The sequence below is a fragment of the Pseudomonas sp. LAMO17WK12:I1 genome (assembly GCF_900177315.1).
Classification (GTDB): Bacteria; Pseudomonadota; Gammaproteobacteria; order Pseudomonadales; family Pseudomonadaceae; genus Aquipseudomonas; species Aquipseudomonas marginalis.
In genome coordinates this window covers 101,941-126,283 of record NZ_FWZV01000006.1, presented here as the reverse complement: position 1 = coordinate 126,283, position 24,343 = coordinate 101,941, and the positions used below count along the sequence as shown (strand labels likewise).

Here is a 24,343-nt window from a genome sequence, read left to right as displayed (position 1 = left end):
GAGGGGGCAAGCCCTAATGTCTCCTGTAGGAGCGAGCAAGCTCGCTCCTACAGGAGACATTAGTCCGGCGGTGTGCTTCAGGGCTTGGAGCGGGTCTCATGCATCCGTGCCAACTGCCGCTCCAGCATCGATGGATACGGTTCCATCAACCGTTCCACGCAGCTTGCCCCCTCGGGGCTGGCAATCGGGCGGATACGCGCGCGTTGGCGGATCAGCGTGTCTTCACTGATCTTGCGCTCCACCAGCAGCAGGTTGCGGCTGTGCTGGGACAAGGCCAGTGCGTCCTGGGCGTTTTCAGTCAGCAGCAGGTCGATCTGGCTCATGCCGAACAGGTCGTCGCCCACGGTGAGGCCCAGTTGCAGTTGCAGGGTGATGCCGCTGTCGGCGACTTCGATCTGCAATTCATGGCCCAGGGCGCGCAGCAACTCACCACAGCAAATCGCATTGGTCAGGTAGTCTTCGCCGCTGTCTTCGCTGTGGAACAGCATCAGCGTGCTGCCGTCGTTCAGGGTGTGCAGTTCGCTCTGGTACAGCGAGGCGGCCTGGTCGAGGCAGTCGCGGTAGCGCTCCAGCAGTTCGGTCAGGCGTGCGCGGGGCAGGCGACGCAATTGGTCCTGGGCACCCAATTGCACGGCGAGCACAGCGCTGTACTGCGGCTCGCTGCTGCGTACCGGCGCCGCCTTGGGGGCGATTGCGGGGCTGTCGGCTGACGTATCGCGCAGGTCGGCGAAGGGGTCTTCATCGTCCAGCTCGTCTTCTTCGGCCTTGAAGGCATGGCGCGGTGCAGGCTTGAGGCCCGCCACCGGCGGACGCTCGTCGAAACCCGGGTCACGCAGGTTGCGCACTTCGAACTCGGGCTCTTCGTCGTAATCGGTGTCGTCGTATTCAGGCTCTGGCTCGACCTCGGGCACCACCGGTTCCGGGGCGAAGCTGGCGTGCAGCTGGCGGGCAAGGTCGCCGATTTCATCCTGGCGGTCGGTTGCCGGGGTGTGCTCGTCGATGTCCCGCAGCCAGATGCGCAGTTGCATGAGCGGCGTGGAGATATGCCGCCCCAGGCGCAGGCTCAGGGCCAGGGCCAATGCCAGCAGGATGGCGCTGAGGATGCCCATGCTTTGCAGGCTGATGGTCATCGGCTGCTGGAACTGCTGCATGTCGAGGCTGATACGCAGTTGGCCGGCCTTCACATCCTGAAACGTGATATTGCTCTGGTACAGGCCTTCTGCTTCGCCCAACAGGCCGTTTTTCGGGCGCTGCCCGGCTTCGGCCATGATGCGGTTGTCCACGCTGTAGATGGCGGCATGGGCCACCAACGGGTTCTTGGTCAGGTTGTTGAGCAGCACGTTGAGGCTGAGGATGTCATTGGACACCAGCAGCTCAGTCGCCGAAGTGGCGGTCTGCGTGGTCAGGCTCTCGCCCAGGGCGTCGGCTTGCTCGTGCATGGCCTGCTTGAATTGCAAACCCATCACGCAGGCGTAGATCACCAGGGCCAATGCGACCAGGATCACGTTATGGCTGGCGATGCGTAATGCGATCGGTACACGGCGGTGGCGCAGTGCCCGGAAGATCAGCAGGAAGAAGTTGTCGGTTTTTACTGGCGTGGGCCGGTTCACTTGAGCTCGGCTCTTGGTCCGTGAAGTTGACGCGCAGTATAGCGACAGGCCCAAGACCGGCAAAGCGCTGGCTGTGCCCGATGGTCACTGAAAGTGGGTAGAATGCGGTTTTTTTCCAGCATGGGGGTGCGCCTTGCGCGAAATTGTCCTGATTAACATCACTGGTGAAGACCGCCCAGGTCTTACCGCAGCCATTACCGGCGTTCTGGCCCAGGGTGGTGTGAACATTCTCGACATCGGCCAGGCGGTGATCCACGACACGCTGTCGTTCGGCATCCTGGTGGAAATCCCCAGCACCGAGCAGGCCTCATCGGTGCTCAAGGACATCCTGTTTACGGCGTATAAGCTCGATCAGCAGGTGCGTTTCACCCCGGTGTCCGAAGCGGATTACCAGCAGTGGGTGGCCGGCCAGGGCAAGAAGCGCCATATCGTGACGCTGCTGACCCGCAAGGTCACCGCCGAACAGCTGCAGCGCGTCAGCTCCATTACCGCGCAGTATGGTTTGAACATCGACCATATCGACCGTCTGTCGGGGCGCATGCCATTGGACACCCCGGCCGACAAGGGCAAGGGCTGCATTGAGTTCTCCGTGCGCGGTGAGCCGGCCGACCCGCAAGCCCTGCGCGCCGAATTCCTCAGCGTGGCCCAGGAGCTGAATGTCGATATCGCCTTCCAGGAAGATTCGCTGTTCCGCCGCAACCGCCGCCTGGCGGTGTTCGACATGGACTCCACGCTGATCGAAGCCGAAGTTATCGACGAGTTGGCCAAGGCGGCCGGCGTGGGTGAGCAGGTGTCCGAAATCACAGAGCGCGCCATGGCCGGGGAATTGGATTTCCGCGCCAGCTTCAAGGAGCGCCTGGCCTTGCTCAAGGGCCTGGACGTGAGCGTGCTGGACTCCATCGGCGCGTCGCTGCGCCTGACCGAAGGCGCCGAAACCCTGTTTGCCGAACTCAAGCGCCTGGGCTACAAGACAGCAATCCTGTCGGGTGGCTTCACCTACTTCGCCAAGCAATTGCAGGCCAAGCTGGGCATCGACTATGTGTTCGCCAACGAATTGGAAGTGGTGGATGGCAAGGTGACCGGCGTCGCGGTCGAGCCGATTGTCGATGCGCAGCGCAAGGCGGACCTGCTGAAGGAATTGGCCCACAAGGAAGGTTTGCGTCTGGAGCAGACCATTGCGGTCGGTGACGGCGCCAACGACCTGCCGATGCTGGCCATTGCCGGTTTGGGTGTGGCATTCCGTGCCAAGCCATTGGTCAAGCAATCGGCCAAGCAGGCGATTTCTACCCTGGGGTTGGATGGCGTGCTGTATCTGCTGGGTTTTCGCGACCGCGACGGTCAGTTGTAACTGACTAAATGTGGGAGGGGGGCAAGCCCTCTCCCACATTGGGTTCGGCGTCAGGCTTTAGGTAACGCGATGCCTTGGCCCATCTGCACCGGCGAACCTGCCACCAGTTCTTCAGCCCACTTCACCTGATCCGGCCCGAACAGCACGATCGCAGTGGAGCCCAACTTGAAGCGACCCAATTCCGCACCCTTCTCCAGGTGAATCGGCGCGCGGGCAGCTTCGTCATAGCGGAAGGTTTTCAGCTCGCGCTTCGGCGGAGTCACCAGGCCGGCCCATACGGTTTCAATCGACGCGACAATCATCGCTCCCACCAATACCACGGCCATCGGGCCGCGTTCGGTGTCGAACAGGCAGACAACGCGCTCGTTACGCGCAAACAACTCCGGCACGTTTTCGGCGGTGGTCTGGTTCACCGAGAAAATCCGCCCAGGTACGTAGACCATTTCACGCAGGGTACCGGCCAGAGGCATATGCACCCGGTGGTAGTCCTTCGGCGACAGGTAGATGGTGGCGAAATCACCGCCCATGAACGGCGCGGCGACCGCTGCATCGCCGCCCAGCAGTTCCAGTACGCTGAAGCTGTGGCCTTTGGCCTGGAACACGCGACCGTGTTCGATGGGGCCAAGCTGGCTGACCGCGCCATCGGCTGGGCTCAGCACTGCGCCAGGGGTCTGGTCGAGTGGGCGGGCGCCGTCTTTCAGGGCGCGGGTGAAGAAGGCGTTGAAGTGCTCGTAAGCGGTCACGTCTTCTACCAGGGCCTGGGACATATCCACTTGATAGCGCTTGGCGAACCACGTGGTGAAGGCATTCTTGAACCAGCGCACGCGGCACTCGGCGATGCAGCCGGCCAACCGCGACAGCAGGTGGTGCGGCAGCAGGTACTGGCTGAGGATAAACAACTGCTTTTTCATTGACTGTCCTTAAACCTTAAATCTCGACGGGGGTGTCGGGGTGGTTGCCCCATTCGCCCCAGGAACCGGCATAACCTTTGACTCGCGGATAACCGAGCGCCTTGGCCACCAGGTAGGTGAAGCCAGAGCGATGATGAGTCTGGCAGTGGGTGATGATTTCTTTGTCTTTGGTCAGCCCGAGGTCTTCGAGGATCTGCGGCATGTCGCGGCGAATGCGCAGGTTGCGCGCCTTGTCCATGCCGGCGGTCCACTCGAAATTCACCGCGCCGGGGATGTGGCCGCCTTTGGCCGCGAGGACTTTCTCGCCGGAGTATTCCAGCGGGCCACGCGCATCCCAGATGCCCAGGTCGGCAGCGCCGAGACGGCTTTGCAGGTATTCGCGGGTGGCAGTGGGGCCATCGTGCAGCGTAAGGCTGACCGGGCCGCCGGCCGGGGCGGGCACGTCGGTGGAGAGCGGGTGCTTGCCCTCCAGCCACGCCAGCAGGCCGCCATCCAGGTAGTGGTATTTCTGGTGGCCGATCACATCGAGCATCCAGATGAAACGCCCGGCCCAGCCACCGCCTTCGTCGTCATAGACCACGTAGGTGGCGTCGGGCGTGTGGCCCAGTTCGCCGAACAGTTTCTCAAGCTCGGCCTTGCCGGGCAGCAGGCCGGGCGCCGGCGCCTGGCCCAGTTGGGTGCGCTTGGGGTCAACGAAGTGCGCGCCGGGGATGTGCCCTTCGGCGTAGCGGGCGGCACTGGTGAGGTCCACCAGAATCAGGTGTTCGGCATCCAGTTGAGCGAGCAGGTCACTGGATTCGATCACCAGCGGCAAGCCAGAGAAGTCAGGCATGTGAGGTCTCCTGGGCACGAATGTTGGCGATTAAAGGACGGCGATTGTAGCGCAAGCATCAAGCGCTGCGGTTGGTAAAGCTGTGCAGGGCTTTCTCGATGCATTGGGCGGTTTTACCGAAGGCCTGCACGGTGGTTTCCGAGAACGGCCCGCCGCCCTGGTCGGCGACCATCACCATCACCACGCGACCGTTGCAGCTCATGGACCGCAACAACAGGTGCTCGCCGGTGAACAGGCGGCGCAGGATCGGCGGCAGCAGTGCCGAGAACTGGGCGTGGTTTTCCGGTGTGAGGCGCACCTGGGCGGACTTTTCCAGCAGGCGCTGCAGCAGCGTACTGTTGACCACGTCCAGGCTCAGGTTGGCGGCGTCCTTCGGCAGGCCGTCGGCCTGATGCACGCGCAAGGTGCTCAGGGCACGATCGGCCATGAACAGCAGGACGCGCTGCATGCCGCTGGCCACCAGGGCTTCCTTGGCGCACGTGGTCAAATGCATGGCGTTGGCAAAGCGGCTCGGCTCTACCAGCAGTTCGGTACAACGCTTGCGCCAGACGGCCAGGGCTTCGGCGGTGGGCGGTGGTGCAGGCAGCAGGCCGCGATGAATCTTGTGCACATGCCACGGCCAGATCAGCGACAGCGCCGGGTGCCAGAGGTCGGGCATCAAGGTGCTGCGAGCGCTGGTGACGGCTTGCTGGTGCACCTGTTGCTGCACCTCGCCCAGGGGCTGTTGCAGGTACAACGCGGTGAGGTACTGCCAGCGCTGGGTGTGCGGGCAGGTCCAGGACTCCTGGGCCGACATCGCCAGGCCGTTGGCCAGCAGCACGGTATTGGCCGGCTGATTCAACCAGCGGCGCAGGTTTGGGTCGGCGTCGAGCAGTTGCTGGTGACGAAGAGGGTCGTCTTCGCGGGCGATGTGCAGGGCCTTGACCAGTAAGCGCTGCTCGGTCCGCAACAGGGTATAACCCTGGGATACCCAGATCGGCAGGTGCCAGGTCTCGGTCAGGCCGAGGCACAGGTCCAGCAGGCGCACGCCGAACAATGCCTGTTCGACCTTGCGTGCCGACTCGCCCTTGTGGATGACCCGCAGTTCCCATTCTTCCAGGAGCTTGGGGTAGGCAACGGCCATCGGCCACAGCGGTGAAAGAAACAGCAGGCTGCCCCAGTGAATGTCCTGCCACAGCCGCGCCAGGCGACTGCCGAACAATCCATTGGCTTGTTGCGAGGCGTGCTGGCTGACCAGCAACAGCTGGCGCAGCGCTACGGGAATTTCATGGGCCGGCACCGACGGCAGGCGTGCCAGCAGTTCCTCGGCGCGTTTGAGGCCCAGGCGGTTAAGCGCCACTTCGAGGTTTTCCGCCGGCGCCGTCAGGCTGCCATGGGTGTGGCTGTTGGCCTCGCGCATGACACTGAGTACGAGGGCCGGGCTGTCTTGCATCAGCTCGGCAATATCCCGCAACGAACTGCGGCTATCGCGGATGGCTTTGCACACGCGGTCATGGCTGGCCTGTGGAACAGGCAGCAGCACTTCGTCCAGGCGCTTGATCCAAGCGGCTAGAGAAGCAGGTTTTGCAGTTGGGACTGTCGTTTCATTAGCCATGATTGGGGCGCGATCATCACTTGCGGTCAACACACCCGGAGCGGGCCGAACTGGCTTTTCGCCTTAACGGGCTATAGTCTGGCGCAGTTTTGCCGATAAGTAGAACAAGAGTTTTCCAGTTCCCCCAAATATGTCCATGAACCCGACGGCGCAAGTACTCATCTCCTATGGCTAAAATTATCGGCATTATCGTCGTCTTCGCGAGCGTGCTCGGCGGCTACGTCCTGTCCCACGGTAAAATTGCGGCACTGATCCAGCCTTTCGAGGTGATGATTATCGGTGGTGCGGCACTGGGTGCCTTCCTGCAGGCGAACCCCGGCTACATGACCATGCACGTGATCAAGAAGTCGCTGAGCATGTTCGGTTCGCGTTTCACCCACACGTTCTACCTGGAAGTGTTGGGCCTGGTTTACGAGATCCTCAACAAGAGCCGCCGCGAAGGCATGATGGCCATCGAGGCCGACATCGAAGACGCCGCGGCCAGCCCGATTTTCGCCAAGTACCCGGCCGTGCTCAAAGATGAGCGCATGACCGCCTATATCTGCGACTACCTGCGCATCATGTCCTCCGGCAACATGGCTCCCCATGAGCTTGAAGGCCTGTTCGACATGGAATTGTTCAGCCTCAAGGAAGAATTGGAGCATCCTTCCCATGCCGTGACCGGTGTAGCCGACGGCATGCCCGGCTTCGGTATCGTCGCGGCGGTACTGGGTATCGTGGTAACCATGGCTTCCCTGGGGGAAGGTGACCAGGCGGCTATCGGCATGCACGTAGGTGCGGCGCTGGTGGGTACCTTCTTCGGTATTCTCGCGGCCTACGGCTTCTTCGGCCCGCTGGCGACCTCCCTGGCCCACGACGCCAAGGAAGAAATCAACCTGTACGAATCGATCAAGGCCAGCCTGGTGGCGTCCGCTTCCGGCATGCCGCCTTCGTTGGCGGTGGAGTTCGGTCGCAAGGTGCTGTACCCGAAGCATCGCCCAAGCTTCGCCGAGCTGGAACAAGCGGTTCGCGGTCGCTAAGCCATGGAAAACAACCAGCCGATAATCATCAAGCGCGTCAAGCGCTTCGCTGCGGGGCACCACGGCGGCGCCTGGAAAATCGCTTTCGCCGACTTTGCCACGGCGATGATGGCGTTCTTCCTGGTGCTGTGGCTGATGTCCACCGCCACGCCCGAACAGAAGATCGCCATTGCCGGCTACTTCAAAGACCCGATTGGCTTCTCGGAAAGCGGCACGCCCTTCGTGATCGACCTGGGCGGTTCGCCGCAGTTGGCGCCTGAGCGCACCATCAACCCGGAAGTCAAGACCGAGGCACCGCAGGAAAAAATCCCGATCGAGCGCGATACCGTCGAAGCCATGGCCGAGCAGGTCGAGCAGGAACGTCTTGAGCTGTTGCTGCAAGAGTTGCAGAACAAGGTCGAGGAAAACCCGCAACTGCTGAAGTTCAAGGATCAGATTTCGTTCGAGATCACCCCGGATGGCTTGCGTATCCAGATCACCGACGCCGCCAACCGGCCGATGTTCGACTCTGGCAGCGCGCGTTTGAAACCGTACTTTGAAGACATCCTGCTGGCCATGGCCGACACCATCAAGGCGGTGCCGAACAAGATCAGCATCAGCGGCCACACCGATGCCAAGCCTTACGCGGGCCAGGGTGACTTCGGCAACTGGGAGCTTTCCGCCAACCGTGCCAACGCCGCGCGTCGTGCGCTGGTGGCTGGCAGCTATCCGGACCCGCAAGTGGCGCGGGTGGTGGGGTTTGCGTCCTCGCAACTGTTTGATGCGAAGGATCCGTTCAACCCGATCAACCGCCGCATCGATATCGTGGTGCTGACCAAAAAGGCCCAGCGTGCGATTGAAGGTGACCAGCATGTACCACCATCGGTCCCAACCTCAGGGGCGGGCGCGCCAGGTGAGGCCCCGGCCGACCCGAACACCATTCCGCACGGCCAGGAGCCATTGCCGGCCCATGAGCTGCGGCAGAAGCTGAACCTGTTTGATGATGGCGGGGTGAAAGATCCTACGGTGCCGGGGACGGGTTCCTAAGCCATATACAACAAGGCCGCGATGATCGCGGCCTTGTTGTTTCGCCAGTTTAGTAACTGCTTTCCGGCAAGCTCGCAATAATCGACCGATAGCTGTTCATTCGCTGCTGCTGCACGCGGCCGTCTTCCAGGGCCTTGAGCAGGGCGCAGCCCGGCTCGCGATCGTGTTTGCAATCGCGGAAGCGGCAGGTGCCGATCAGGTCGTTGAATTCGATAAAGCCCGCTTCCACATCGCTGCGGCTGACGTGGCCGAGGCCGAATTCACGGATACCCGGGGAGTCGATCAACTCACCGCCGCCCGGGAAGTGGAACAGCCGCGCGGTGGTGGTGGTGTGGGTGCCCTGGCCGGACAGCTCCGACAGCGGGCCCACGCGGGTATCGACTTCCGGCAGCAGGCTGTTGACCAGCGAGGATTTGCCCACGCCCGACTGGCCGACAAAGACGCTGATACGTCCGTCCAACTGCTGTTGCAGCTGTTCCATGCCATTGCCGTGATGGGCCGAGACTTCCAGCACCGGGTAGCCCAGGGTGCGGTAGACCCCCAGCAGCGCGTTGAGCGCGGGGGCATTCTGCTCGTCGATCAGGTCGAATTTGTTCAGCAGCAACAACGGGCGAATGCCGGCATGCTCGGCTGCCACCAGGTAGCGGTCGATCAGGTTGGCATGGGGCTCGGGCAGCGGTGCAAACACGATCACGATCATGTCGACGTTGGCCGCTACCGGCTTGAGCTGGCCACGGCTGTCGGGGCGGCGCAGTTCGGTGCTGCGCGGCAGTTGGGCGACGATTACGCCGATGCCCTGGTTGCCGGCGCGCCAGACCACCTTGTCGCCGGTGACCAGCGCAGGCAGGTTGGCACGCAAGTGGCAGCGGAACACCTGGCCCGCGAGTTCGCCTTCCAGCGCCTCGACTTCGACCTGCACACCGAAGTGCGCGATTACCAGGCCCGTCTGTTCGGGGCCCAGGTCGCCGCCCTCGAGCGCTTCCACGGCGGAGGATTCACGTTTGGCGGCGCGGGCGGCGCGTTCACCTTGAATCTTTTCGATGCGCCAGTTTTGGCGACGATTGAGCTGGCGTTTGGCCATTGGTGTTCCGTGTCGATAATGCAAAGGTTGGGTAAAACGGTCGCGAGTCTAGCACGGCCCCGCCTGCTAAACTGCGCAGCTACGCCAAGGTGCCAAGAGAATCAAGCCATGCAAAACCCACAGAACCTGATTTGGATCGATCTGGAAATGACCGGTCTGAACCCTGACACCGACGTCATCATCGAGATGGCGACCATTGTCACCGACAGCAACCTCAACACCTTGGCCGAAGGTCCGGTGATCGCGATCCACCACAGCGACGCCGTGCTCGCCACCATGGACGAGTGGAACACCCGCACCCACGGCAACTCCGGCCTGACCCAGCGTGTGCGTGACAGCCGCATCAGCATGGCCGAAGCCGAAGCCGAAACCATTGCCTTCCTGGAGAAATGGGTGCCCAAGGGCAAGTCGCCGATCTGCGGCAACAGCATCTGCCAGGACCGCCGCTTCCTTTATACCCACATGAAGGCGCTGGAAAGCTACTTCCACTACCGCAACCTGGATGTGTCCACGCTCAAGGAACTGGCTGCGCGCTGGGCGCCGGAGGTCAAGGAAAGCTTCCATAAAGGCAGCACCCACCTGGCGCTGGATGATATTCGCGAGTCGATCGCCGAGCTGCAGCACTACCGCAAGCATTTCATCAAGGCTTGAAACGGTTTCTTACCGTGTCCGGGCTTTCTGTAGTGAGCGGGCTTGCCCCGCGCTGGGCTGCCTAGCGGCCCCACTGCTGTTGCCGCATTTTTCCCTATAGATATCATCGCCAAGTATTTGGGGCTGCTGCGCAGCCCAGCGCAGGGCAAGCCCGCTCACTACAAGGATCGCCTTCATGCTGCTGATGCTCTACCTCATCGCCATCACCGCCGAAGCCATGACCGGCGCGTTGTCCGCCGGCCGGCGCGGCATGGACTGGTTTGGTGTGGTGCTGATCGCCTGCGTGACGGCATTGGGCGGCGGCTCGGTACGCGACGTATTGCTCGGTCACTACCCTCTGACGTGGGTCAAGCACCCGGAATACCTGGTGCTGACCTCCATCGCGGCGCTGGTGACGATCTTTATCGCACCCTTGATGCGTCGCCTGCGCTCGCTGTTCCTCGCGCTGGATGCCGTGGGCCTGGTCGCGTTCACCTTGATCGGCTGCATGACCGCCCTGGAAATGGGCCACGGCATGCTGGTGGCCTCGGTCAGCGGGGTGATCACCGGCGTCTTCGGCGGCATTCTGCGGGATATCTTCTGCAACGACATTCCGCTGATCTTCCGTCGTGAACTGTACGCCAGCGTGTCATTCCTCGCCGCCTGGTTCTACCTGCTGTGCCTCTACCTGGAACTGCCCAGCGAGCAGGCGATTCTACTGACCCTGTTCAGCGGCTTTCTATTGCGCCTGCTGGCGATCCGTTTTCACTGGGAAATGCCCAAGTTCGTCTACAACGACGACGTGCACTAGCGCGATGCGTGCTGGTTCAGCGCCCATTCCACATGTTCGCGTACCAGCTCCGACGGGTAATCCCGACGCGCCTTCAAGGCTTCCAGCACCGGAATGCTCGACGGCGCATTGCCCAGGCCCACCGCCAGGTTGCGCAGCCAGCGCTCGTAACCGGCGCGGCGCAACGGTGAACCTTCGGTACTGCTGAGGAATTTATCCTCATCCCACATGAACAGTTCCGCCAGCTCGGCGTTGTCCAGGTTGTGCCGTGGCTTGAAATCGCTTTCGGCAGTGGGTCGCGCGAAACGATTCCACGGACAAACGATCTGACAGTCATCGCAGCCGAATACCCGATTGCCGATCAGCGGGCGCAGGTCTTCCGGGATCGCGCTCTTGAGTTCGATGGTCAGGTAGGAAATGCAGCGCCGGGCGTCCAGCACATAGGGGCCGACAAACGCGTTGGTGGGGCAGATGTCCAGGCAGGCGGTGCAGCGGCCGCAGTGCTCGGTGGCGTGGGGTGGATCCACGGGCAGCGGCAAATCGACAAACAGTTCGCTGAGGAAGAAATAACTGCCGGCCTTGCGATTGAGCACCAGGGTGTTTTTACCGATCCAGCCAAGGCCGGCTTGTTCGGCAATGGCCTTTTCCAGCACGGGCGCGCTGTCGACAAAGGCGCGAAAGCCGAAAGGGCCGATCTGCGCCTGGATGCGGTCGGCCAACTGCTGCACGCGCTTGCGGATCAGCTTGTGGTAGTCGCGGCCCAGGGCATACCGGGAGATGTAGGCTTTTTCCGGTTTTGCCAGCAGTTGCGCCATCTGCGTGTCGCCGGGCAGGTAATCCATGCGCAGCGACACCACGCGCAGGGTACCCGGCACCAGTTCGTCCGGGTGCGAGCGTTTGCTGCCATGGGCGCCCATGTAGTCCATCTCGCCGTGGTAGCCCGCGTCGAGCCAGCGTTGCAGATGGTGTTCATGCTCGGCCAGGTCCAGGCCGCTGATGCCGACTTGTTGAAAGCCCAGCTCGCGGCCCCAGTCTTTGATCGATTGGGCGAGGGCGGGCAGATCGGAGGTAATAGCGGGCATGAGACACGGGAAACCACAGGTTAGATGCGTATAATTCTGCCAGACATCGGAGCTTGAAGACGCATGCCGCAGACAAAACACGAAATAACCGACGTTCAGCCTTTGTTGCACGGCCATTTGCCGCAACTGGCTGCGCGTTCCCCGGACGCCCATAAAGGCCAGCTCGGTCACCTGCTGATGATTGGCGGCGACCGGGGCTTTGGCGGTGCCGCGTTGCTCGGCGCCGAAAGCGCCTTGCGCAGTGGTGCGGGCATGGTGTCCCTGGCCACTCGCCTTGAGCATGTGCCGGCCGCGCTGGCCCGTTTGCCGGAAGTCATGAGCGTCGGTGTGAGCTCTGCCAACCAGTTGATGGGCTTGCTGGAAAAAATCTCGGTAATCGTCATTGGCCCCGGCCTGGGCGAAGCCGCCTGGGGTAAAAGCCTGTTGTCCGTTGCAGCCAATGCACGGCAGCCGCAGGTCTGGGATGCCGATGCGCTCAATCAACTGGCGACTGGCAGCGTGAGCCTGCCGGCCGATTGCGTGATCACTCCGCATCCTGGGGAAGCGGCGCGCTTGTTGGGGATTTCGACAGCCGAGGTTCAGGCCGACCGTCTTAAGGTGGCGCGCGCGTTGAGCCAGAAATTCAATGCAGTGGCTATCCTCAAGGGTGCTGGCAGTTTGATTGCCAGCCCGGACGGGCGCGTTTCACGCTGCGATCAAGGCCATCCGGCGATGGCGACGGCGGGCCTCGGTGACGTTTTGGCCGGCCTGGTAGGTGCGCTGCTGGCCCAGGGCATGCCGGCGTATGAAGCCAGCTGCCTGGCCGTCTGGTTGCACGCCACGGCGGGAGATCGCCAGGGCAGCTTTGGTCGCGGGCTGGCCGCCAGCGACCTGATACCCGCCATTCGTCAATTGCTGGAGGAACAGTCGCCGTGTCTGAAGTAATTCTTTTCCTGGCCGATGAAGACGCCATGGTGGCGTTAGGTCAGCGTATTGCCCAGGTCACGGCCGGGTCAGGCCTGATCTTTCTTGAAGGCGACCTGGGGGCGGGCAAGACCACGCTGTCCCGGGGGATCATTCGCGGTCTGGGCCACACGGGGGCGGTCAAGAGTCCCACGTTCACCCTGGTTGAACCCTACGAGATCGGCGCAGTGCGGGCGTTCCATTTCGATCTCTACCGCCTGGTCGATCCCGAAGAACTCGAATTCATGGGCATCCGTGATTACTTCGATGAAGACGCGCTGTGCCTGATCGAGTGGCCAGATAAAGGCACAGGCTTTTTGCCAAAGCCGGACCTGACCATTACCATTACGCCGCATGATCACGGACGTCAGCTGAAGTTGTTGCCCCAGGGTGCGCGCGGTGAGTCGTGGTGCGCCGCTCTGGCTTTGGAATTCAAATAATTGGTGGGGTTAGGTATGCGCTTTCGCGCGTTGGTTGCTGTCGTAGGGGTGTTGCTTGCGGCAATGACTGTCAATGCTCTGGCTGCTTCACAGGTGAAGAGTGTTCGCCTGTGGCGAGCGCCGGATAACACGCGACTGGTGTTCGACCTGTCTGGCCCGGTCCAGCACAGTGTCTTTACCCTCACGGCGCCCGATCGCCTGGTGATCGACATCAATGGTGCGACCCTGGCCGCGCCGTTGAACGTGTCCACCGCCAACACGCCGATTACCGCCATGCGCTCGGCGCAGCGCACGCCGACCGACCTGCGGGTGGTGATCGACCTGAAAAAGGTCGTGACCCCGAAAAGCTTCTCCCTGGCGCCAAACGCCCAATACGGCAACCGGCTGGTGGTCGATCTGTTCGACAACGCCGCCGATGCCGCGCCGCCGCCGGCGCCAACCCCGGCCGTGGCGACAGTGCCGGCCGTACCGGTCAACCCGTCCCAACCCCAGGTCAAGCTGCCACCGCCGCCGCCAGCGCCGGCCGGCAAGCGCGACATTATCGTGGTGATCGATGCCGGCCACGGCGGTGAAGACCCGGGCGCGTCCGGCTCGCGCGGCCAGCATGAGAAAGACGTGGTGCTGGCCATCGCCCGTGAGCTGCAGCGCCAGGTCAACGGCATGAAAGGCTACCGCGCCGAACTGACCCGTACCGGCGACTACTTCATTCCGTTGCGCGGCCGTACCGAAATCGCCCGTAAGAAGGGCGCCGACCTGTTCGTCTCGATCCATGCGGACGCCGCGCCTTCGACGGCGGCCTTCGGTGCCTCGGTGTTTGCCCTGTCGGATCGCGGCGCCACGTCCGAGACCGCGCGCTGGCTGGCCGACAGTGAAAACCGTTCCGACTTGATCGGCGGGGCCGGTAACGTGTCCCTCGATGACAAGGACAAGATGCTCGCCGGGGTACTGCTTGACCTGTCGATGACGGCCTCGCTGACCTCCAGCTTGAACGTCGGCCAGAAGGTGTTGAGCAACATCGGTCGGGTGACCTCGTTGCATAAGCAGCGTGTGGAACAGGCCGGGTTCATGGTGTTGAAGTCGCCGGACATCCCATCGATCCTGGTGGAAACCGGGTTTATCTCCAATGCCAACGAAGCCTCGAAGCTGGCCAGTGCCAGCCACCAGCAGGCCTTGGCACGCTCCATCAGTGCTGGCGTGCGCCAGTTCTTCCAGCAGAACCCGCCGCCGGGCACCTACATTGCCTGGTTGCGCGACTCCGGCAAAATCGCCCAGGGCCCGCGCGACCATCGCGTGCAGCCCGGCGACACCGTGGCCATGCTGGCCGTGCGTTTCCAGGTCTCGGCCGCGTCCCTGCGCAGCGCCAACAACCTGAAGAGCGATGAGTTGAAAATCGGCCAGGTATTGACCATCCCCGGCACTGAATTGGCGGCGCAGTAATGAGCGAATCAGTCTTGAACAGCGGGTCGCGCATTGAATTGCTCAGCCCGCGCCTCGCCAACCAGATTGCGGCGGGCGAGGTCGTTGAACGGCCGGCCTCGGTGATCAAGGAGTTGCTGGAGAACAGCATCGACTCCGGCGCCCGACGCATCGATGTCGATGTGGAGCAGGGCGGCGTCAAGCTGCTGCGCGTCCGCGACGATGGCAGTGGGATCTCCTCCGATGACCTGCCGCTGGCCCTGGCCCGTCACGCCACCAGCAAGATTCGCGACCTGGAAGACCTGGAGCGGGTGATGAGCCTGGGCTTTCGCGGTGAGGCATTGGCTTCCATCAGCTCCGTGGCGCGCCTGACCCTGACGTCGCGCACCCGTGATGCCGAGCAGGCCTGGCAGGTGGAAACCGAAGGCCGCGACATGGCGCCTCGGGTCCAGCCGGCTGCACACCCGGTGGGCACCTCGGTGGAAGTGCGCGACCTGTTCTTCAACACCCCGGCGCGGCGCAAATTCCTCAAGGCCGAAAAAACCGAATTCGATCACCTGCAAGAAGTCATCAAGCGCCTGGCCCTGGCGCGTTTCGATGTGGCGTTTCACCTGCGCCACAACGGCAAGACCATCCTCAGCCTGCACGAAGCCAACGACGACGCCGCGCGTGCTCGCCGTGTCGCGGCAGTGTGCGGTGCGGGGTTCCTGGAGCAGGCGCTGCCGATTGAAATCGAACGCAACGGCCTGCGCCTGTGGGGTTGGGTGGGCTTGCCGACCTTCTCCCGCAGCCAGGCGGACTTGCAGTATTTCTTTGTGAATGGCCGGGCGGTACGCGACAAACTGGTGGCCCACGCGGTGCGCCAGGCTTATCGCGATGTGTTGTTCAACGGTCGGCATCCGACCTTTGTGCTGTTTTTCGAGGTCGACCCTTCGGTAGTGGACGTCAACGTGCACCCGACCAAGCACGAAGTACGCTTCCGTGACGGGCGCATGGTGCATGACTTCCTCTATGGCACCTTGCACCGTGCCTTGGGCGATGTGCGCCCGGATGACCAGTTGTCTGCGCCCATCGTGACGGCGGTGGTGCGGCCGAGCGGCCCCGAAGCGGGCGAGTTTGGCCCTCAGGGCGAAATGAGCCTGGCGGCAAACCTGCTGCAATCGCCGCAACCCCAGCCGAGCTATACGGCGCCGGGCTCTGGCTCGGGAGCGGGTTATCAGTACCAATACACACCGCGTCCGCAATCGGCCGTGCCGGTCGCCGAAGCGCAGGCTGCCTATCGTGAATTCTTTGCGCCGTTGCCGGGTGCCGAGCCGGGCGCCGTGGCCTTGCCGGAAGGTGGCGGTGATATCCCACCCCTGGGCTACGCGTTGGCGCAGCTCAAGGGCATCTACATCCTCGCGGAAAATGCCCATGGCCTGGTGCTGGTGGACATGCACGCCGCCCACGAGCGGATCATGTACGAGCGTCTGAAGATCGCCATGGCCAGCGAAGGCCTGAGTGGCCAGCCGTTGCTGGTGCCGGAATCCCTGGCCGTCAGCCAGCGTGAGGCCGATTGCGCCGAAGAGCATCACGATGTGTTCCAGAAACTGGGCTTCGAGTTGCAGCGCCTGGGCCCGGAAACCCTGGCGATCCGCCAGATTCCCGCGCTGCTCAAGCAGGCCGAGGCCAACCGGCTGGTGGCCGATGTATTGGCTGACCTGATGGAGTACGGCACCAGTGACCGTATCCAGGCACACATCAACGAACTGCTCGGCACCATGGCCTGCCACGGTGCCATCCGCGCCAATCGCCGCCTGGCCCTGCCGGAAATGAACGGCCTGCTGCGCGACATGGAAAACACCGAACGCAGCGGCCAGTGCAACCATGGCCGTCCGACCTGGACCCAGATGGGCCTGGATGATCTGGACAAACTGTTCTTGCGCGGCCGTTGATGAGTGCCTTGCCCCCCGCGATCTTCCTGATGGGCCCCACGGCCGCCGGCAAGACCGACCTGGCCATCGAGCTCACCAAGGTGCTGCCGTGCGAGCTGATCAGTGTCGACTCCGCCCTGGTTTACCGGGACATGGACATCGGCACCGCCAAGCCTTCCAAAGCGCTGCTGGCGCAGTATCCGCACCGGTTGATCGACATCATCGACCCGGCCGAGAGCTATTCCGCAGCGGATTTCCGCACCGACGCCCTGGCCGCCATGGCCGAGATCACCGCGCGGGGCAACATCCCCTTGCTGGTGGGCGGCACGATGCTCTACTACAAGGCTTTGCAGGAAGGGCTGGCCGACATGCCGCCCGCCGATGCCCAGGTGCGCGCCGAACTCGAAGAAGAGGCTGCACGCCTTGGCTGGCAAGCCCTGCACGACCAGTTGGCAGCGGTTGACCCGGTATCTGCCGCGCGTATTCACCCCAATGATCCCCAGCGCCTCAGTCGCGCCCTGGAAGTCTGGCGGGTCAGCGGGCAGACCATGACTGAACTGCGGCTGAAACAAACTGCGCAAAGTGCTGATGCAGGCGCATCTGGACAGTCACAATTGCCCTATACTGTGGCGAATCTGGCCATCGCTCCGGCAAATCGCCAGGTGCTGCATGAACGAATTGCACAAAGATTCACAATTATGTTGGAACAGGGGTTTGTGGACGAGGTCGTAGCACTGCGTTCAAGAGGTGACCTGCATCCAGGGTTACCTTCGATACGTGCTGTAGGCTACCGCCAAGTCTGGGATCATCTGGATGGCAAGCTGACGTCAGCCGAAATGCAGGAGCGCGGCATCATTGCCACGCGCCAATTAGCGAAGCGCCAGTTCACCTGGCTGCGCAGCTGGAGCGATTTGCACTGGTTGGACAGCCTGGACAGCGACAATCTGTCACGCGCCTTGAAATACTTGGGAACGGTCTCCATATTGAGCTGAGTCCTTGCAATTGCCGTCTATCCTTGGGGGTGTGACGGCCATAAGCTATCTATTTTCCGATTTTTTATTATTGATCCTTAAAGGAGTGCGGCACATGTCAAAAGGGCATTCGCTACAAGACCCTTACTTGAATACTTTACGTAAAGAGAAAGTGGGGGTTTCCATCTACCTGGTCAACGGTATCAAGCTGCAAGGCACGATCGAGTCGTTCGACCAGTTCGTGATCCTGCTGAAAAACACCGTCAGCCAGATGGTCTACAAGCACGCTATCTCGACAGTGGTTCCAGTTCGTCCAATCCGTCTGCCTAGCGCCGCCGGTGATGATGCAGCTGACGCTGAGCCAGGTAACGCCTGATAGGAGTCTCCTTTGTTCTTTGAGCGCCACGGTGGTGGTGAGCGAGTCATCCTCGTTCACTTGGATGGACAGGACCCTGAGGCGCGCGAAGATCCGCAGGAGTTTCAGGAGCTGGCAAATTCGGCCGGCGCCGAGACCGTTGCGTTTTTTAACGTGCCGCGTCATCGGCCAACCGCCAAATTCCTGATTGGCAGCGGCAAGGTCGAGGAACTGCGCGACCTGGTCCATGCCGAAGAAGCCGATCTGGTGATCTTCAATCACACCCTCACGCCCAGTCAGGAACGTAACCTCGAACGTGTATTCGAGTGTCGCGTGATCGACCGCACCGGCCTGATTCTCGATATTTTCGCCCAACGCGCCCGTACCCATGAGGGCAAGCTCCAGGTCGAATTGGCCCAGCTTGACCACATGAGCACTCGGCTGGTTCGCGGTTGGACTCACCTTGAGCGTCAGGGTGGCGGTATCGGCATGCGGGGCCCGGGTGAAACCCAGTTGGAAACCGACCGGCGCCTGCTGCGGGTTCGCCTGCGTCAGATCAAGGGCCGACTGGAGAAGGTGCGCAGCCAGCGCGAGCAATCGCGACGTGGCCGTTCGCGTGCCGATATCCCTACCGTATCGCTGGTGGGCTACACCAACGCCGGCAAGTCCACGCTGTTCAACAACGTGACCAAATCGGACGTGTACGCGGCTGACCAACTGTTCGCGACCCTCGACCCGACCTTGCGCCGTCTGGATATCGACGACCTGGGGCCGATTGTCCTGGCCGATACCGTGGGTTTCATTCGGCACCTGCCCCACAAGCTGGTCGAGGCATTTCGGTCTACGCTCGAGGAGTCGAGCAATTCCGACCTGCTGTTGCACGTGATCGATGCGGCCGAACCGGATCGCATGTTGCAGATTGAACAGGTGATGGTCGTGCTGGGCGAGATTGGCGCCCAGGACTTGCCGATCCTCGAGGTCTATAACAAACTCGATTTGCTTGAAGGCGTCGAGCCACAAATCCAGCGCGACGAGAACGGCAAGCCCCAGCGGGTCTGGCTGTCGGCGCGCGATGGCAGTGGTTTGGAGCTGCTTGAACAAGCCATTGCCGAATTGCTCGGCAGCGATTTGTTCGTCGGCACCTTGCGCTTGCCTCAGCGTTTTGCTCGACTGCGTGCACAGTTTTTCGAGCTGGGCGCGGTACAGAAAGAAGAACACGACGAAGAAGGTGTCAGCTTGCTGGCCGTTCGATTGCCGCGCTCGGAGCTCAATCGGCTGGTCAGCCGTGAAGGCGTAGTACCGACAGAGTTCATCGAACAACACACTTTGCAATAAAAGCCTCCGAAAGCGGTTGTGCCGCAGTAGCAGGCATTCTGTAGCATTGGTCGGCGCGCCGTGGGTGCGTCTTTGCTTTATCAGATGGAGAGCGCTATGGCTTGGAATGAGCCGGGTGGCAACTCGAATAATCAGGATCCTTGGGGTGGTAAGCGCCGCAATAATGGCGACCGCAAGGGGCCACCAGATCTCGACGAGGCCTTCCGAAAGCTGCAGGAAAGCCTGAATGGGTTGTTCGGTGGTGGAAAAAAACGGGGTGGTGATGAAGGTGGTCGCACCGGCAAGGGCGGCGGCTACGGCCTGCTGGGCCTGGGTCTTGTCGTGCTGGCGGCCGTATGGCTGTACAGCGCCGTATACGTCGTGGACGAGCAGGAGCAAGCCGTGGTGCTGCGCTTCGGCAAGTACTACGAGACTGTCGGTCCTGGCCTGAATATCTATTTCCCGCCGATCGACAAGAAGTACATGGAGAACGTCACGCGTGAGCGTGCCTACACCAAGCAGGGCCAGATGCTGACCGAAGACGAGAACATCGTCGAAGTGCCGCTGACCGTGCAGTACAAGATCAGCAACCTGCAGGACTTCGTGCTGAACGTCGATCAGCCGGAAATCAGCCTGCAACACGCAACCGAAAGCGCCCTGCGCCACGTGGTGGGTTCCACCGCCATGGACCAGGTGCTGACCGAAGGCCGTGAACTGATGGCCAGCGAAATCAAGGAGCGCCTGCAACGGTTCCTCGATACCTATCGCACCGGTATCACCGTCACCCAGGTGAACGTACAGAGCGCAGCGGCACCGCGTGAAGTGCAGGAAGCCTTCGACGACGTGATCCGCGCCCGTGAAGACGAGCAGCGTTCGCGCAACCAGGCTGAGACCTACGCCAACGGCGTCGTGCCGGAAGCCCGTGGCCAGGCCCAGCGTATCCTCGAGGATGCCAACGGTTACCGTGATGAAGTGGTCTCCCGCGCCAAAGGTGAAGCGGATCGCTTTACCAAGCTGGTCGCCGAGTACCGCAAGGCGCCTGAAGTGACGCGTGAGCGTCTGTACCTGGACACCATGCAGGAAGTCTTCAGCAACACCAGCAAGGTCCTCGTGACCGGCAGCAAGGGTGGGCAGAACAACCTGCTGTACCTGCCGCTGGACAAGATGATCGAAGGTGGTCGCAGCAGCTCCAGTGCACCGTCCAGCGGTTCCAATGCCGCTGCCAATGAAGCGAGCGCCCGTGCGGCCGCTGACTTGCTGCAACAGCAAACACGTACCAGGGAGAGTCGTTGATGAGCAATAAATCGCTGACCGCCCTGATTGTGGGCGTCGTCGTGGTCATCGCTGCCTGGAACTGCTTCTACATCGTGGCTCAGACCGAGCGTGCGGTGCTGCTGCAATTCGGTCGCGTGGTCCAGGCGGATGTCCAGCCGGGCCTGCATGTGAAAGTCCCCTACGTCAACCAGGTGCGCAAGTTCGACGCGCGCCTGATGACCCTGGATGCACCGACACAGCGCTTCCTGACCCTGGAAAAGAAAGCCGTGATGGTTGACGCCTACGCCAAGTGGCGCGTCAAGGATGCCGAGCGCTTCTACACTGCGACCTCCGGCCTCAAGCAGATTGCCGACGAGCGTTTGTCGCGCCGTCTGGAGTCGGGCCTGCGTGACCAGTTTGGTAAGCGCACCCTGCACGAGGTGGTGTCCGGTGAACGTGATGCGCTGATGGCGGATATCACCCGTTCGTTGAACACGATGGCGGAAAAAGAGCTGGGGATCGAAGTTGTCGATGTTCGGGTCAAGGCCATCGATTTGCCGAAGGAAGTGAACCGCAGCGTGTTCGAGCGCATGAGCACCGAGCGTGAGCGTGAGGCCCGTGAGCACCGTGCCAAGGGTAACGAGCTGGCTGAAGGTATCCGTGCGGATGCCGACCGTCAGCGCCGTGTACTGCTGGCAGAAGCCTATCGCGAGTCTGAAGAGGCCCGTGGTGATGGTGATGCTCAAGCTGCGGCGATCTACGCCAAGGCTTACGGCCAGGACCAGGAGTTCTACGCGTTCTACCGTAGCCTGCGTGCCTACCGTGAAAGCTTCGCGAACAAAACCGACGTCATGGTGCTGGACCCAAGCAGCGACTTCTTCCGCTACCTGGAAAAGTCCAAGTAACCAGCCCGTGATTTTGTAGGGCGCACTCCGTCGGGCGGCTAAAACGCCTGGCGGGGTGATCCTTTCAGAAAACGGGTGTATGATGCGGCAGCCGGGAAATTCCCGGCTTTTTTGCGTCTGCATGTTTGATTCGGCAGGCGTGACAGGTTTTTCGAGGAAAGTGCCCGACGAGGCCGTTAACAGGTCGTTCGTCACGTCGCTCTTGCGCGTGGTTTATGCAGGGGGCGGGTATTTTCTGCTTCACTCAAGGCTCGGCCGAGGGCTGGCCGCCCGGATCATAGGGGAATGGCGTAATGGCAACGGTAGACCGCTGGCTGCTGCCAGATGGCATCGAAGAAGTACTGCCACCAGAAGCTGCGCGCATTGAAGTAGCGCGTCGCCAGGTGTTGGATCTGTTCCAGAGCTGGGGTTACGAGTTTGTCGTGACCCCCCATATCGAGTACCTGGAATCCCTGCTGACCGGCGCGGGCCAGGACCTGGATCTGCGCACCTTCAAGGTCATCGACCCGCAATCGGGCCTGCAAATGGGGTTCCGTGCCGACATCACGCCGCAAGTGGCACGCATCGATGCGCACACCCTGCGCCGCGAAGGCCCGAGCCGCCTGTGCTACGCCGGCAGCGTGCTGCACGCTCAACCGCGTGCCTTGTCGTCCTCCCGCAGCCCGATCCAATTGGGCGCGGAGTTGTACGGTGATGCCAGCCCGAGCAGCGACGTTGAAGTGATCAGCCTGATGCTGGCCATGCTGCAACTGGCTGATGTGCCAGATGTCCACATGGACCTCGGTCACGTGGGTATCTACCGTGGCCTGGCCCGTGCGGCCGGTTTGTCCGGTGAAGCCGAGCAACAGCTGTTCGATGCCCTGCAGCGCAAGGCGATCGATGAAGTCATCGCCCTGACCGCTGGCGTGCCTGCGGATCTGGCCGAGATGCTGCGTGCACTGGTCAACCTGTGTGGCGGCCGTGAAGTGCTGGTGGCTGCACGTGAACGCCTGGCCAAGGCGCCGGCGCCGGTATTGGCTGCACTGGATGACCTGTTGGCGATTGCTGAGCGGTTGTCGGCGCGGTTCCCGCAGTTGCCGCTGTATTTTGATTTGGGCGAGCTGCGCGGCTACCACTACCACACCGGTGTGGTGTTCGCGGTGTTTGTGCCGGGTGTTGGCCAGGCCATCGCCCAAGGTGGTCGTTACGACGACATCGGCGCCGACTTCGGTCGTGCGCGTCCGGCCACCGGCTTTTCCACCGATTTGAAAACCCTGGTGACCCTGGGGCGTGCTGAGGTCGAGCTGCCGTCTGGTGGCATCTGGATGCCCGACAGTACGGACGCAGCACTCTGGCAGCAGGTTTGCCAGTTGCGCAGTGAGGGTCAGCGTGTTGTCCAGGCATTGCCTGGGCAGCCATTGGCCGCCGCCCGTGAAGCGGACTGCGACCGGCAATTGATTCTGCAGAACGGGCTTTGGCAAGTATCGCCACTGGCTTCTTGAGTTTTCCTGCCGGCCATCGCCGGCACCAAGTTTGCGCGAATGAGGACAAGTGTTATGGGTAAGAATGTCGTAGTCCTGGGCACCCAATGGGGTGATGAGGGCAAAGGCAAGATCGTTGATCTGCTGACCGAACATGCTGCCGCCGTAGTGCGCTACCAAGGCGGTCACAACGCTGGCCACACCCTGGTCATCGACGGCGAAAAAACCGTCTTGCACCTGATCCCGTCGGGCGTCCTGCGCGAAGGCGTGCAGTGCCTGATCGGCAACGGCGTCGTGGTTGCGCCGGATGCCCTGCTGCGTGAGATCACCAAGCTGGAAGAGAAAGGCGTACCGGTGCGCGAGCGCCTGCGTATCAGCCCGTCCTGCCCGCTGATCCTGTCCTTCCACGTTGCGCTGGACCAGGCCCGTGAAAAGGCCCGTGGCGAGCTGAAGATCGGCACCACCGGTCGCGGCATCGGCCCGGCCTACGAAGACAAGGTCGCGCGTCGTGGCCTGCGTGTGGGCGACCTGCTCAACATGCCGCGCTTTGAAGACAAGCTGCGTGAACTGGTGGATTACCACAACTTCATGCTGGTGGGTTACTACAAAGAGCCAGCCATCGAATTCGACAAGACCCTGGCCGAGTGCAAGGAATACGCTGAGCTGCTCAAGCCGCTGATGCTGGATGTGACCGCCGAGCTGCACGACCTGCGTCGCGCCGGCAAGGACATCATGTTCGAAGGCGCCCAGGGTTCGTTGCTGGACATCGACCACGGTACCTACCCGTACGTGACCAGCTCCAACACCACTGCCGGCGGCGTCGCTACCGGTTCGGGCGTTGGTCCTATGTTCCTGGACTACATCCTCGGCATCACCAAGGCCTACACCACCCGTGTAGGTTCGGGCCCGTTCCCGACTGAACTGTTCGACGAAGTCGGTGCGCACCTGGCCAAGCAGGGTCACGAATTCGGCGCGACCACCGGCCGTGCTCGTCGCTGTGGCTGGTTCGACGCCGTTATCCTGCGTCGCGCGATCGATGTGAACAGCATCTCGGGCATCTGCTTCACCAAGCTGGATGTACTCGACGGCCTGGAAACCATCAACATCTGCGTCGGCTACAAAGATGCCGAAGGCAAGGACGTTGCCCCGGTTGACGCCGACAGCTACGTGGGCCTGCAGCCTGTGTACGAAGAAGTGCCGGGCTGGAGCGAGTCGACCGTGGGTGCCAAGACCCTGGAAGAGTTGCCAGCCAATGCCCGTGCCTACATCAAGCGCGTTGAAGAGCTGATCGGTGCGCCGATTGACATTATTTCGACGGGCCCGGATCGCAACGAGACCATCGTTCTGCGTCACCCGTTCGCTTAATAAGCTATTGATGTAAAAAGCAAAGGGCTCCTTCGGGAGCCCTTTGTCGTATCTGCATGCCAAGCGGCACGACCCTTGCTATGTT

The 24,343-nt window shown here is 62.0% G+C and carries 22 protein-coding genes; 16 read left to right on the top strand and 6 right to left on the bottom strand.

Features of this window, described 5'->3' with window-relative positions:
- Positions 1-77: 77 nt before the first annotated feature.
- On the bottom strand, positions 78-1,610 hold the full coding sequence (locus B9N88_RS12990; RefSeq protein WP_027604913.1) for an AhpA/YtjB family protein: 1,533 nt from the start codon (positions 1,608-1,610) through the stop codon (positions 78-80).
- A gap of 133 nt (positions 1,611-1,743) precedes the next feature.
- Here B9N88_RS12990 and serB point away from each other — a divergent pair, with 133 nt between their 5' ends.
- Positions 1,744-2,958 carry a phosphoserine phosphatase SerB gene (gene serB, locus B9N88_RS12985; protein WP_027604912.1) on the top strand — a complete coding sequence of 405 codons (1,215 nt, stop codon included), beginning with the start codon at positions 1,744-1,746 and terminating at the stop codon, positions 2,956-2,958.
- A 50-nt stretch (positions 2,959-3,008) separates the two neighbouring features.
- Here serB and asd read toward each other — a convergent pair whose 3' ends face one another.
- Genes asd through B9N88_RS12970 form a run of 3 tightly spaced genes read right to left on the bottom strand, consistent with a single transcriptional unit; the run spans position 3,009 to position 6,295 of the window.
- The gene (asd, locus tag B9N88_RS12980) at positions 3,009-3,869 is read right to left on the bottom strand and encodes an archaetidylserine decarboxylase (protein ID WP_003171334.1); all 861 of its coding nucleotides are present in this window, start codon (positions 3,867-3,869) and stop codon (positions 3,009-3,011) included.
- Between the two features lie 16 nt (positions 3,870-3,885).
- Positions 3,886-4,701 carry a rhodanese-like domain-containing protein gene (locus tag B9N88_RS12975; RefSeq protein ID WP_027604911.1) on the bottom strand — a complete coding sequence of 272 codons (816 nt, stop codon included), beginning with the start codon at positions 4,699-4,701 and terminating at the stop codon, positions 3,886-3,888.
- 58 nt (positions 4,702-4,759) lie between these two features.
- Entirely contained in the window at positions 4,760-6,295 is a 1,536-nt protein-coding gene (locus B9N88_RS12970) for an HDOD domain-containing protein (protein WP_027604910.1), read from the bottom strand.
- 167 nt (positions 6,296-6,462) lie between these two features.
- Here B9N88_RS12970 and motA point away from each other — a divergent pair, with 167 nt between their 5' ends.
- Both motA and motB read left to right on the top strand, forming a co-directional pair.
- Positions 6,463-7,314 carry a flagellar motor stator protein MotA gene (gene motA / locus B9N88_RS12965; RefSeq protein ID WP_003171338.1) on the top strand — a complete coding sequence of 284 codons (852 nt, stop codon included), beginning with the start codon at positions 6,463-6,465 and terminating at the stop codon, positions 7,312-7,314.
- Positions 7,315-7,317: 3 nt separating this feature from the next.
- On the top strand, positions 7,318-8,340 hold the full coding sequence (motB, locus tag B9N88_RS12960) for a flagellar motor protein MotB (protein WP_027604909.1): 1,023 nt from the start codon (positions 7,318-7,320) through the stop codon (positions 8,338-8,340).
- Positions 8,341-8,389: 49 nt separating this feature from the next.
- On the opposite strand, the gene rsgA is transcribed toward motB, so the two are convergent.
- Positions 8,390-9,421 (bottom strand): small ribosomal subunit biogenesis GTPase RsgA, encoded by a 1,032-nt coding sequence (gene rsgA / locus B9N88_RS12955; RefSeq protein ID WP_027604908.1) that lies wholly within the window; start codon positions 9,419-9,421, stop codon positions 8,390-8,392.
- A 108-nt stretch (positions 9,422-9,529) separates the two neighbouring features.
- Here rsgA and orn point away from each other — a divergent pair, with 108 nt between their 5' ends.
- Together orn and B9N88_RS12945 are read left to right on the top strand one after the other, a co-directional pair.
- Entirely contained in the window at positions 9,530-10,072 is a 543-nt protein-coding gene (gene orn, locus B9N88_RS12950; protein WP_027604907.1) for an oligoribonuclease, read from the top strand.
- Positions 10,073-10,247: 175 nt separating this feature from the next.
- On the top strand, positions 10,248-10,862 hold the full coding sequence (locus B9N88_RS12945; protein ID WP_027604906.1) for a trimeric intracellular cation channel family protein: 615 nt from the start codon (positions 10,248-10,250) through the stop codon (positions 10,860-10,862).
- On the opposite strand, the gene queG is transcribed toward B9N88_RS12945, so the two are convergent.
- A complete protein-coding gene (gene queG / locus B9N88_RS12940) occupies positions 10,859-11,923 on the bottom strand; it encodes a tRNA epoxyqueuosine(34) reductase QueG (RefSeq protein ID WP_027604905.1) in 1,065 nt (354 codons plus the stop codon). The two genes, B9N88_RS12945 and queG, sit on opposite strands and share 4 nt — an antisense overlap.
- A gap of 63 nt (positions 11,924-11,986) precedes the next feature.
- Here queG and B9N88_RS12935 point away from each other — a divergent pair, with 63 nt between their 5' ends.
- From B9N88_RS12935 to B9N88_RS12885, 11 genes are all read left to right on the top strand, one after another.
- A complete protein-coding gene (locus B9N88_RS12935) occupies positions 11,987-12,847 on the top strand; it encodes an NAD(P)H-hydrate dehydratase (protein ID WP_027604904.1) in 861 nt (286 codons plus the stop codon).
- Positions 12,835-13,305, top strand: a complete 471-nt coding sequence (tsaE, locus tag B9N88_RS12930) for a tRNA (adenosine(37)-N6)-threonylcarbamoyltransferase complex ATPase subunit type 1 TsaE (protein WP_027604903.1) — start codon at positions 12,835-12,837, stop codon at positions 13,303-13,305. Before B9N88_RS12935 ends, tsaE begins: the two co-directional genes overlap by 13 nt.
- Before the next feature lie 15 nt (positions 13,306-13,320).
- Positions 13,321-14,742 carry an N-acetylmuramoyl-L-alanine amidase gene (locus B9N88_RS12925; protein ID WP_027604902.1) on the top strand — a complete coding sequence of 474 codons (1,422 nt, stop codon included), beginning with the start codon at positions 13,321-13,323 and terminating at the stop codon, positions 14,740-14,742.
- Positions 14,742-16,655 (top strand): DNA mismatch repair endonuclease MutL, encoded by a 1,914-nt coding sequence (gene mutL, locus B9N88_RS12920; protein ID WP_027604901.1) that lies wholly within the window; start codon positions 14,742-14,744, stop codon positions 16,653-16,655. Before B9N88_RS12925 ends, mutL begins: the two co-directional genes overlap by 1 nt.
- Positions 16,655-17,626 carry a tRNA (adenosine(37)-N6)-dimethylallyltransferase MiaA gene (miaA, locus tag B9N88_RS12915; RefSeq protein ID WP_027604900.1) on the top strand — a complete coding sequence of 324 codons (972 nt, stop codon included), beginning with the start codon at positions 16,655-16,657 and terminating at the stop codon, positions 17,624-17,626. The genes mutL and miaA overlap by 1 nt, the downstream gene beginning before the upstream one ends.
- Before the next feature lie 94 nt (positions 17,627-17,720).
- Complete coding sequence (hfq, locus tag B9N88_RS12910) at positions 17,721-17,981, top strand: RNA chaperone Hfq (protein WP_003171355.1); 261 nt, start codon at positions 17,721-17,723, stop codon at positions 17,979-17,981.
- A gap of 12 nt (positions 17,982-17,993) precedes the next feature.
- Positions 17,994-19,295, top strand: coding sequence for a ribosome rescue GTPase HflX (hflX, locus tag B9N88_RS12905; RefSeq protein WP_027604899.1), 1,302 nt, complete (start codon positions 17,994-17,996; stop codon positions 19,293-19,295).
- A 96-nt stretch (positions 19,296-19,391) separates the two neighbouring features.
- On the top strand, positions 19,392-20,567 hold the full coding sequence (gene hflK / locus B9N88_RS12900; protein WP_027604898.1) for an FtsH protease activity modulator HflK: 1,176 nt from the start codon (positions 19,392-19,394) through the stop codon (positions 20,565-20,567).
- The gene (gene hflC / locus B9N88_RS12895) at positions 20,567-21,433 is read left to right on the top strand and encodes a protease modulator HflC (RefSeq protein WP_010213607.1); all 867 of its coding nucleotides are present in this window, start codon (positions 20,567-20,569) and stop codon (positions 21,431-21,433) included. The genes hflK and hflC overlap by 1 nt, the downstream gene beginning before the upstream one ends.
- 293 nt (positions 21,434-21,726) lie before the next feature.
- Entirely contained in the window at positions 21,727-22,914 is a 1,188-nt protein-coding gene (locus tag B9N88_RS12890; RefSeq protein WP_027604897.1) for an ATP phosphoribosyltransferase regulatory subunit, read from the top strand.
- 54 nt (positions 22,915-22,968) lie between these two features.
- A complete protein-coding gene (locus B9N88_RS12885) occupies positions 22,969-24,258 on the top strand; it encodes an adenylosuccinate synthase (protein WP_027604896.1) in 1,290 nt (429 codons plus the stop codon).
- Positions 24,259-24,343 lie beyond the last annotated feature (85 nt).

What these genes read in the sequence shown, in the direction of transcription:
- asd (WP_003171334.1), bottom strand. Translation starts at nt 3,869, where the DNA reads ATGAAAAAGCAGTTGTTTATCCTCAGCCAGTACCTGCTGCCGCACCAC.
- B9N88_RS12975 (WP_027604911.1), bottom strand. Translation starts at nt 4,701, where the DNA reads ATGCCTGACTTCTCTGGCTTGCCGCTGGTGATCGAATCCAGTGACCTG.
- B9N88_RS12970 (WP_027604910.1), bottom strand. Translation starts at nt 6,295, where the DNA reads ATGGCTAATGAAACGACAGTCCCAACTGCAAAACCTGCTTCTCTAGCC.
- motA (WP_003171338.1), top strand. Translation starts at nt 6,463, where the DNA reads ATGGCTAAAATTATCGGCATTATCGTCGTCTTCGCGAGCGTGCTCGGC.
- motB (WP_027604909.1), top strand. Translation starts at nt 7,318, where the DNA reads ATGGAAAACAACCAGCCGATAATCATCAAGCGCGTCAAGCGCTTCGCT.
- rsgA (WP_027604908.1), bottom strand. Translation starts at nt 9,421, where the DNA reads ATGGCCAAACGCCAGCTCAATCGTCGCCAAAACTGGCGCATCGAAAAG.
- orn (WP_027604907.1), top strand. Translation starts at nt 9,530, where the DNA reads ATGCAAAACCCACAGAACCTGATTTGGATCGATCTGGAAATGACCGGT.
- B9N88_RS12945 (WP_027604906.1), top strand. Translation starts at nt 10,248, where the DNA reads ATGCTGCTGATGCTCTACCTCATCGCCATCACCGCCGAAGCCATGACC.
- queG (WP_027604905.1), bottom strand. Translation starts at nt 11,923, where the DNA reads ATGCCCGCTATTACCTCCGATCTGCCCGCCCTCGCCCAATCGATCAAA.
- B9N88_RS12935 (WP_027604904.1), top strand. Translation starts at nt 11,987, where the DNA reads ATGCCGCAGACAAAACACGAAATAACCGACGTTCAGCCTTTGTTGCAC.
- B9N88_RS12925 (WP_027604902.1), top strand. Translation starts at nt 13,321, where the DNA reads ATGCGCTTTCGCGCGTTGGTTGCTGTCGTAGGGGTGTTGCTTGCGGCA.
- mutL (WP_027604901.1), top strand. Translation starts at nt 14,742, where the DNA reads ATGAGCGAATCAGTCTTGAACAGCGGGTCGCGCATTGAATTGCTCAGC.
- miaA (WP_027604900.1), top strand. Translation starts at nt 16,655, where the DNA reads ATGAGTGCCTTGCCCCCCGCGATCTTCCTGATGGGCCCCACGGCCGCC.
- hfq (WP_003171355.1), top strand. Translation starts at nt 17,721, where the DNA reads ATGTCAAAAGGGCATTCGCTACAAGACCCTTACTTGAATACTTTACGT.
- hflK (WP_027604898.1), top strand. Translation starts at nt 19,392, where the DNA reads ATGGCTTGGAATGAGCCGGGTGGCAACTCGAATAATCAGGATCCTTGG.
- hflC (WP_010213607.1), top strand. Translation starts at nt 20,567, where the DNA reads ATGAGCAATAAATCGCTGACCGCCCTGATTGTGGGCGTCGTCGTGGTC.
- B9N88_RS12890 (WP_027604897.1), top strand. Translation starts at nt 21,727, where the DNA reads ATGGCAACGGTAGACCGCTGGCTGCTGCCAGATGGCATCGAAGAAGTA.
- B9N88_RS12885 (WP_027604896.1), top strand. Translation starts at nt 22,969, where the DNA reads ATGGGTAAGAATGTCGTAGTCCTGGGCACCCAATGGGGTGATGAGGGC.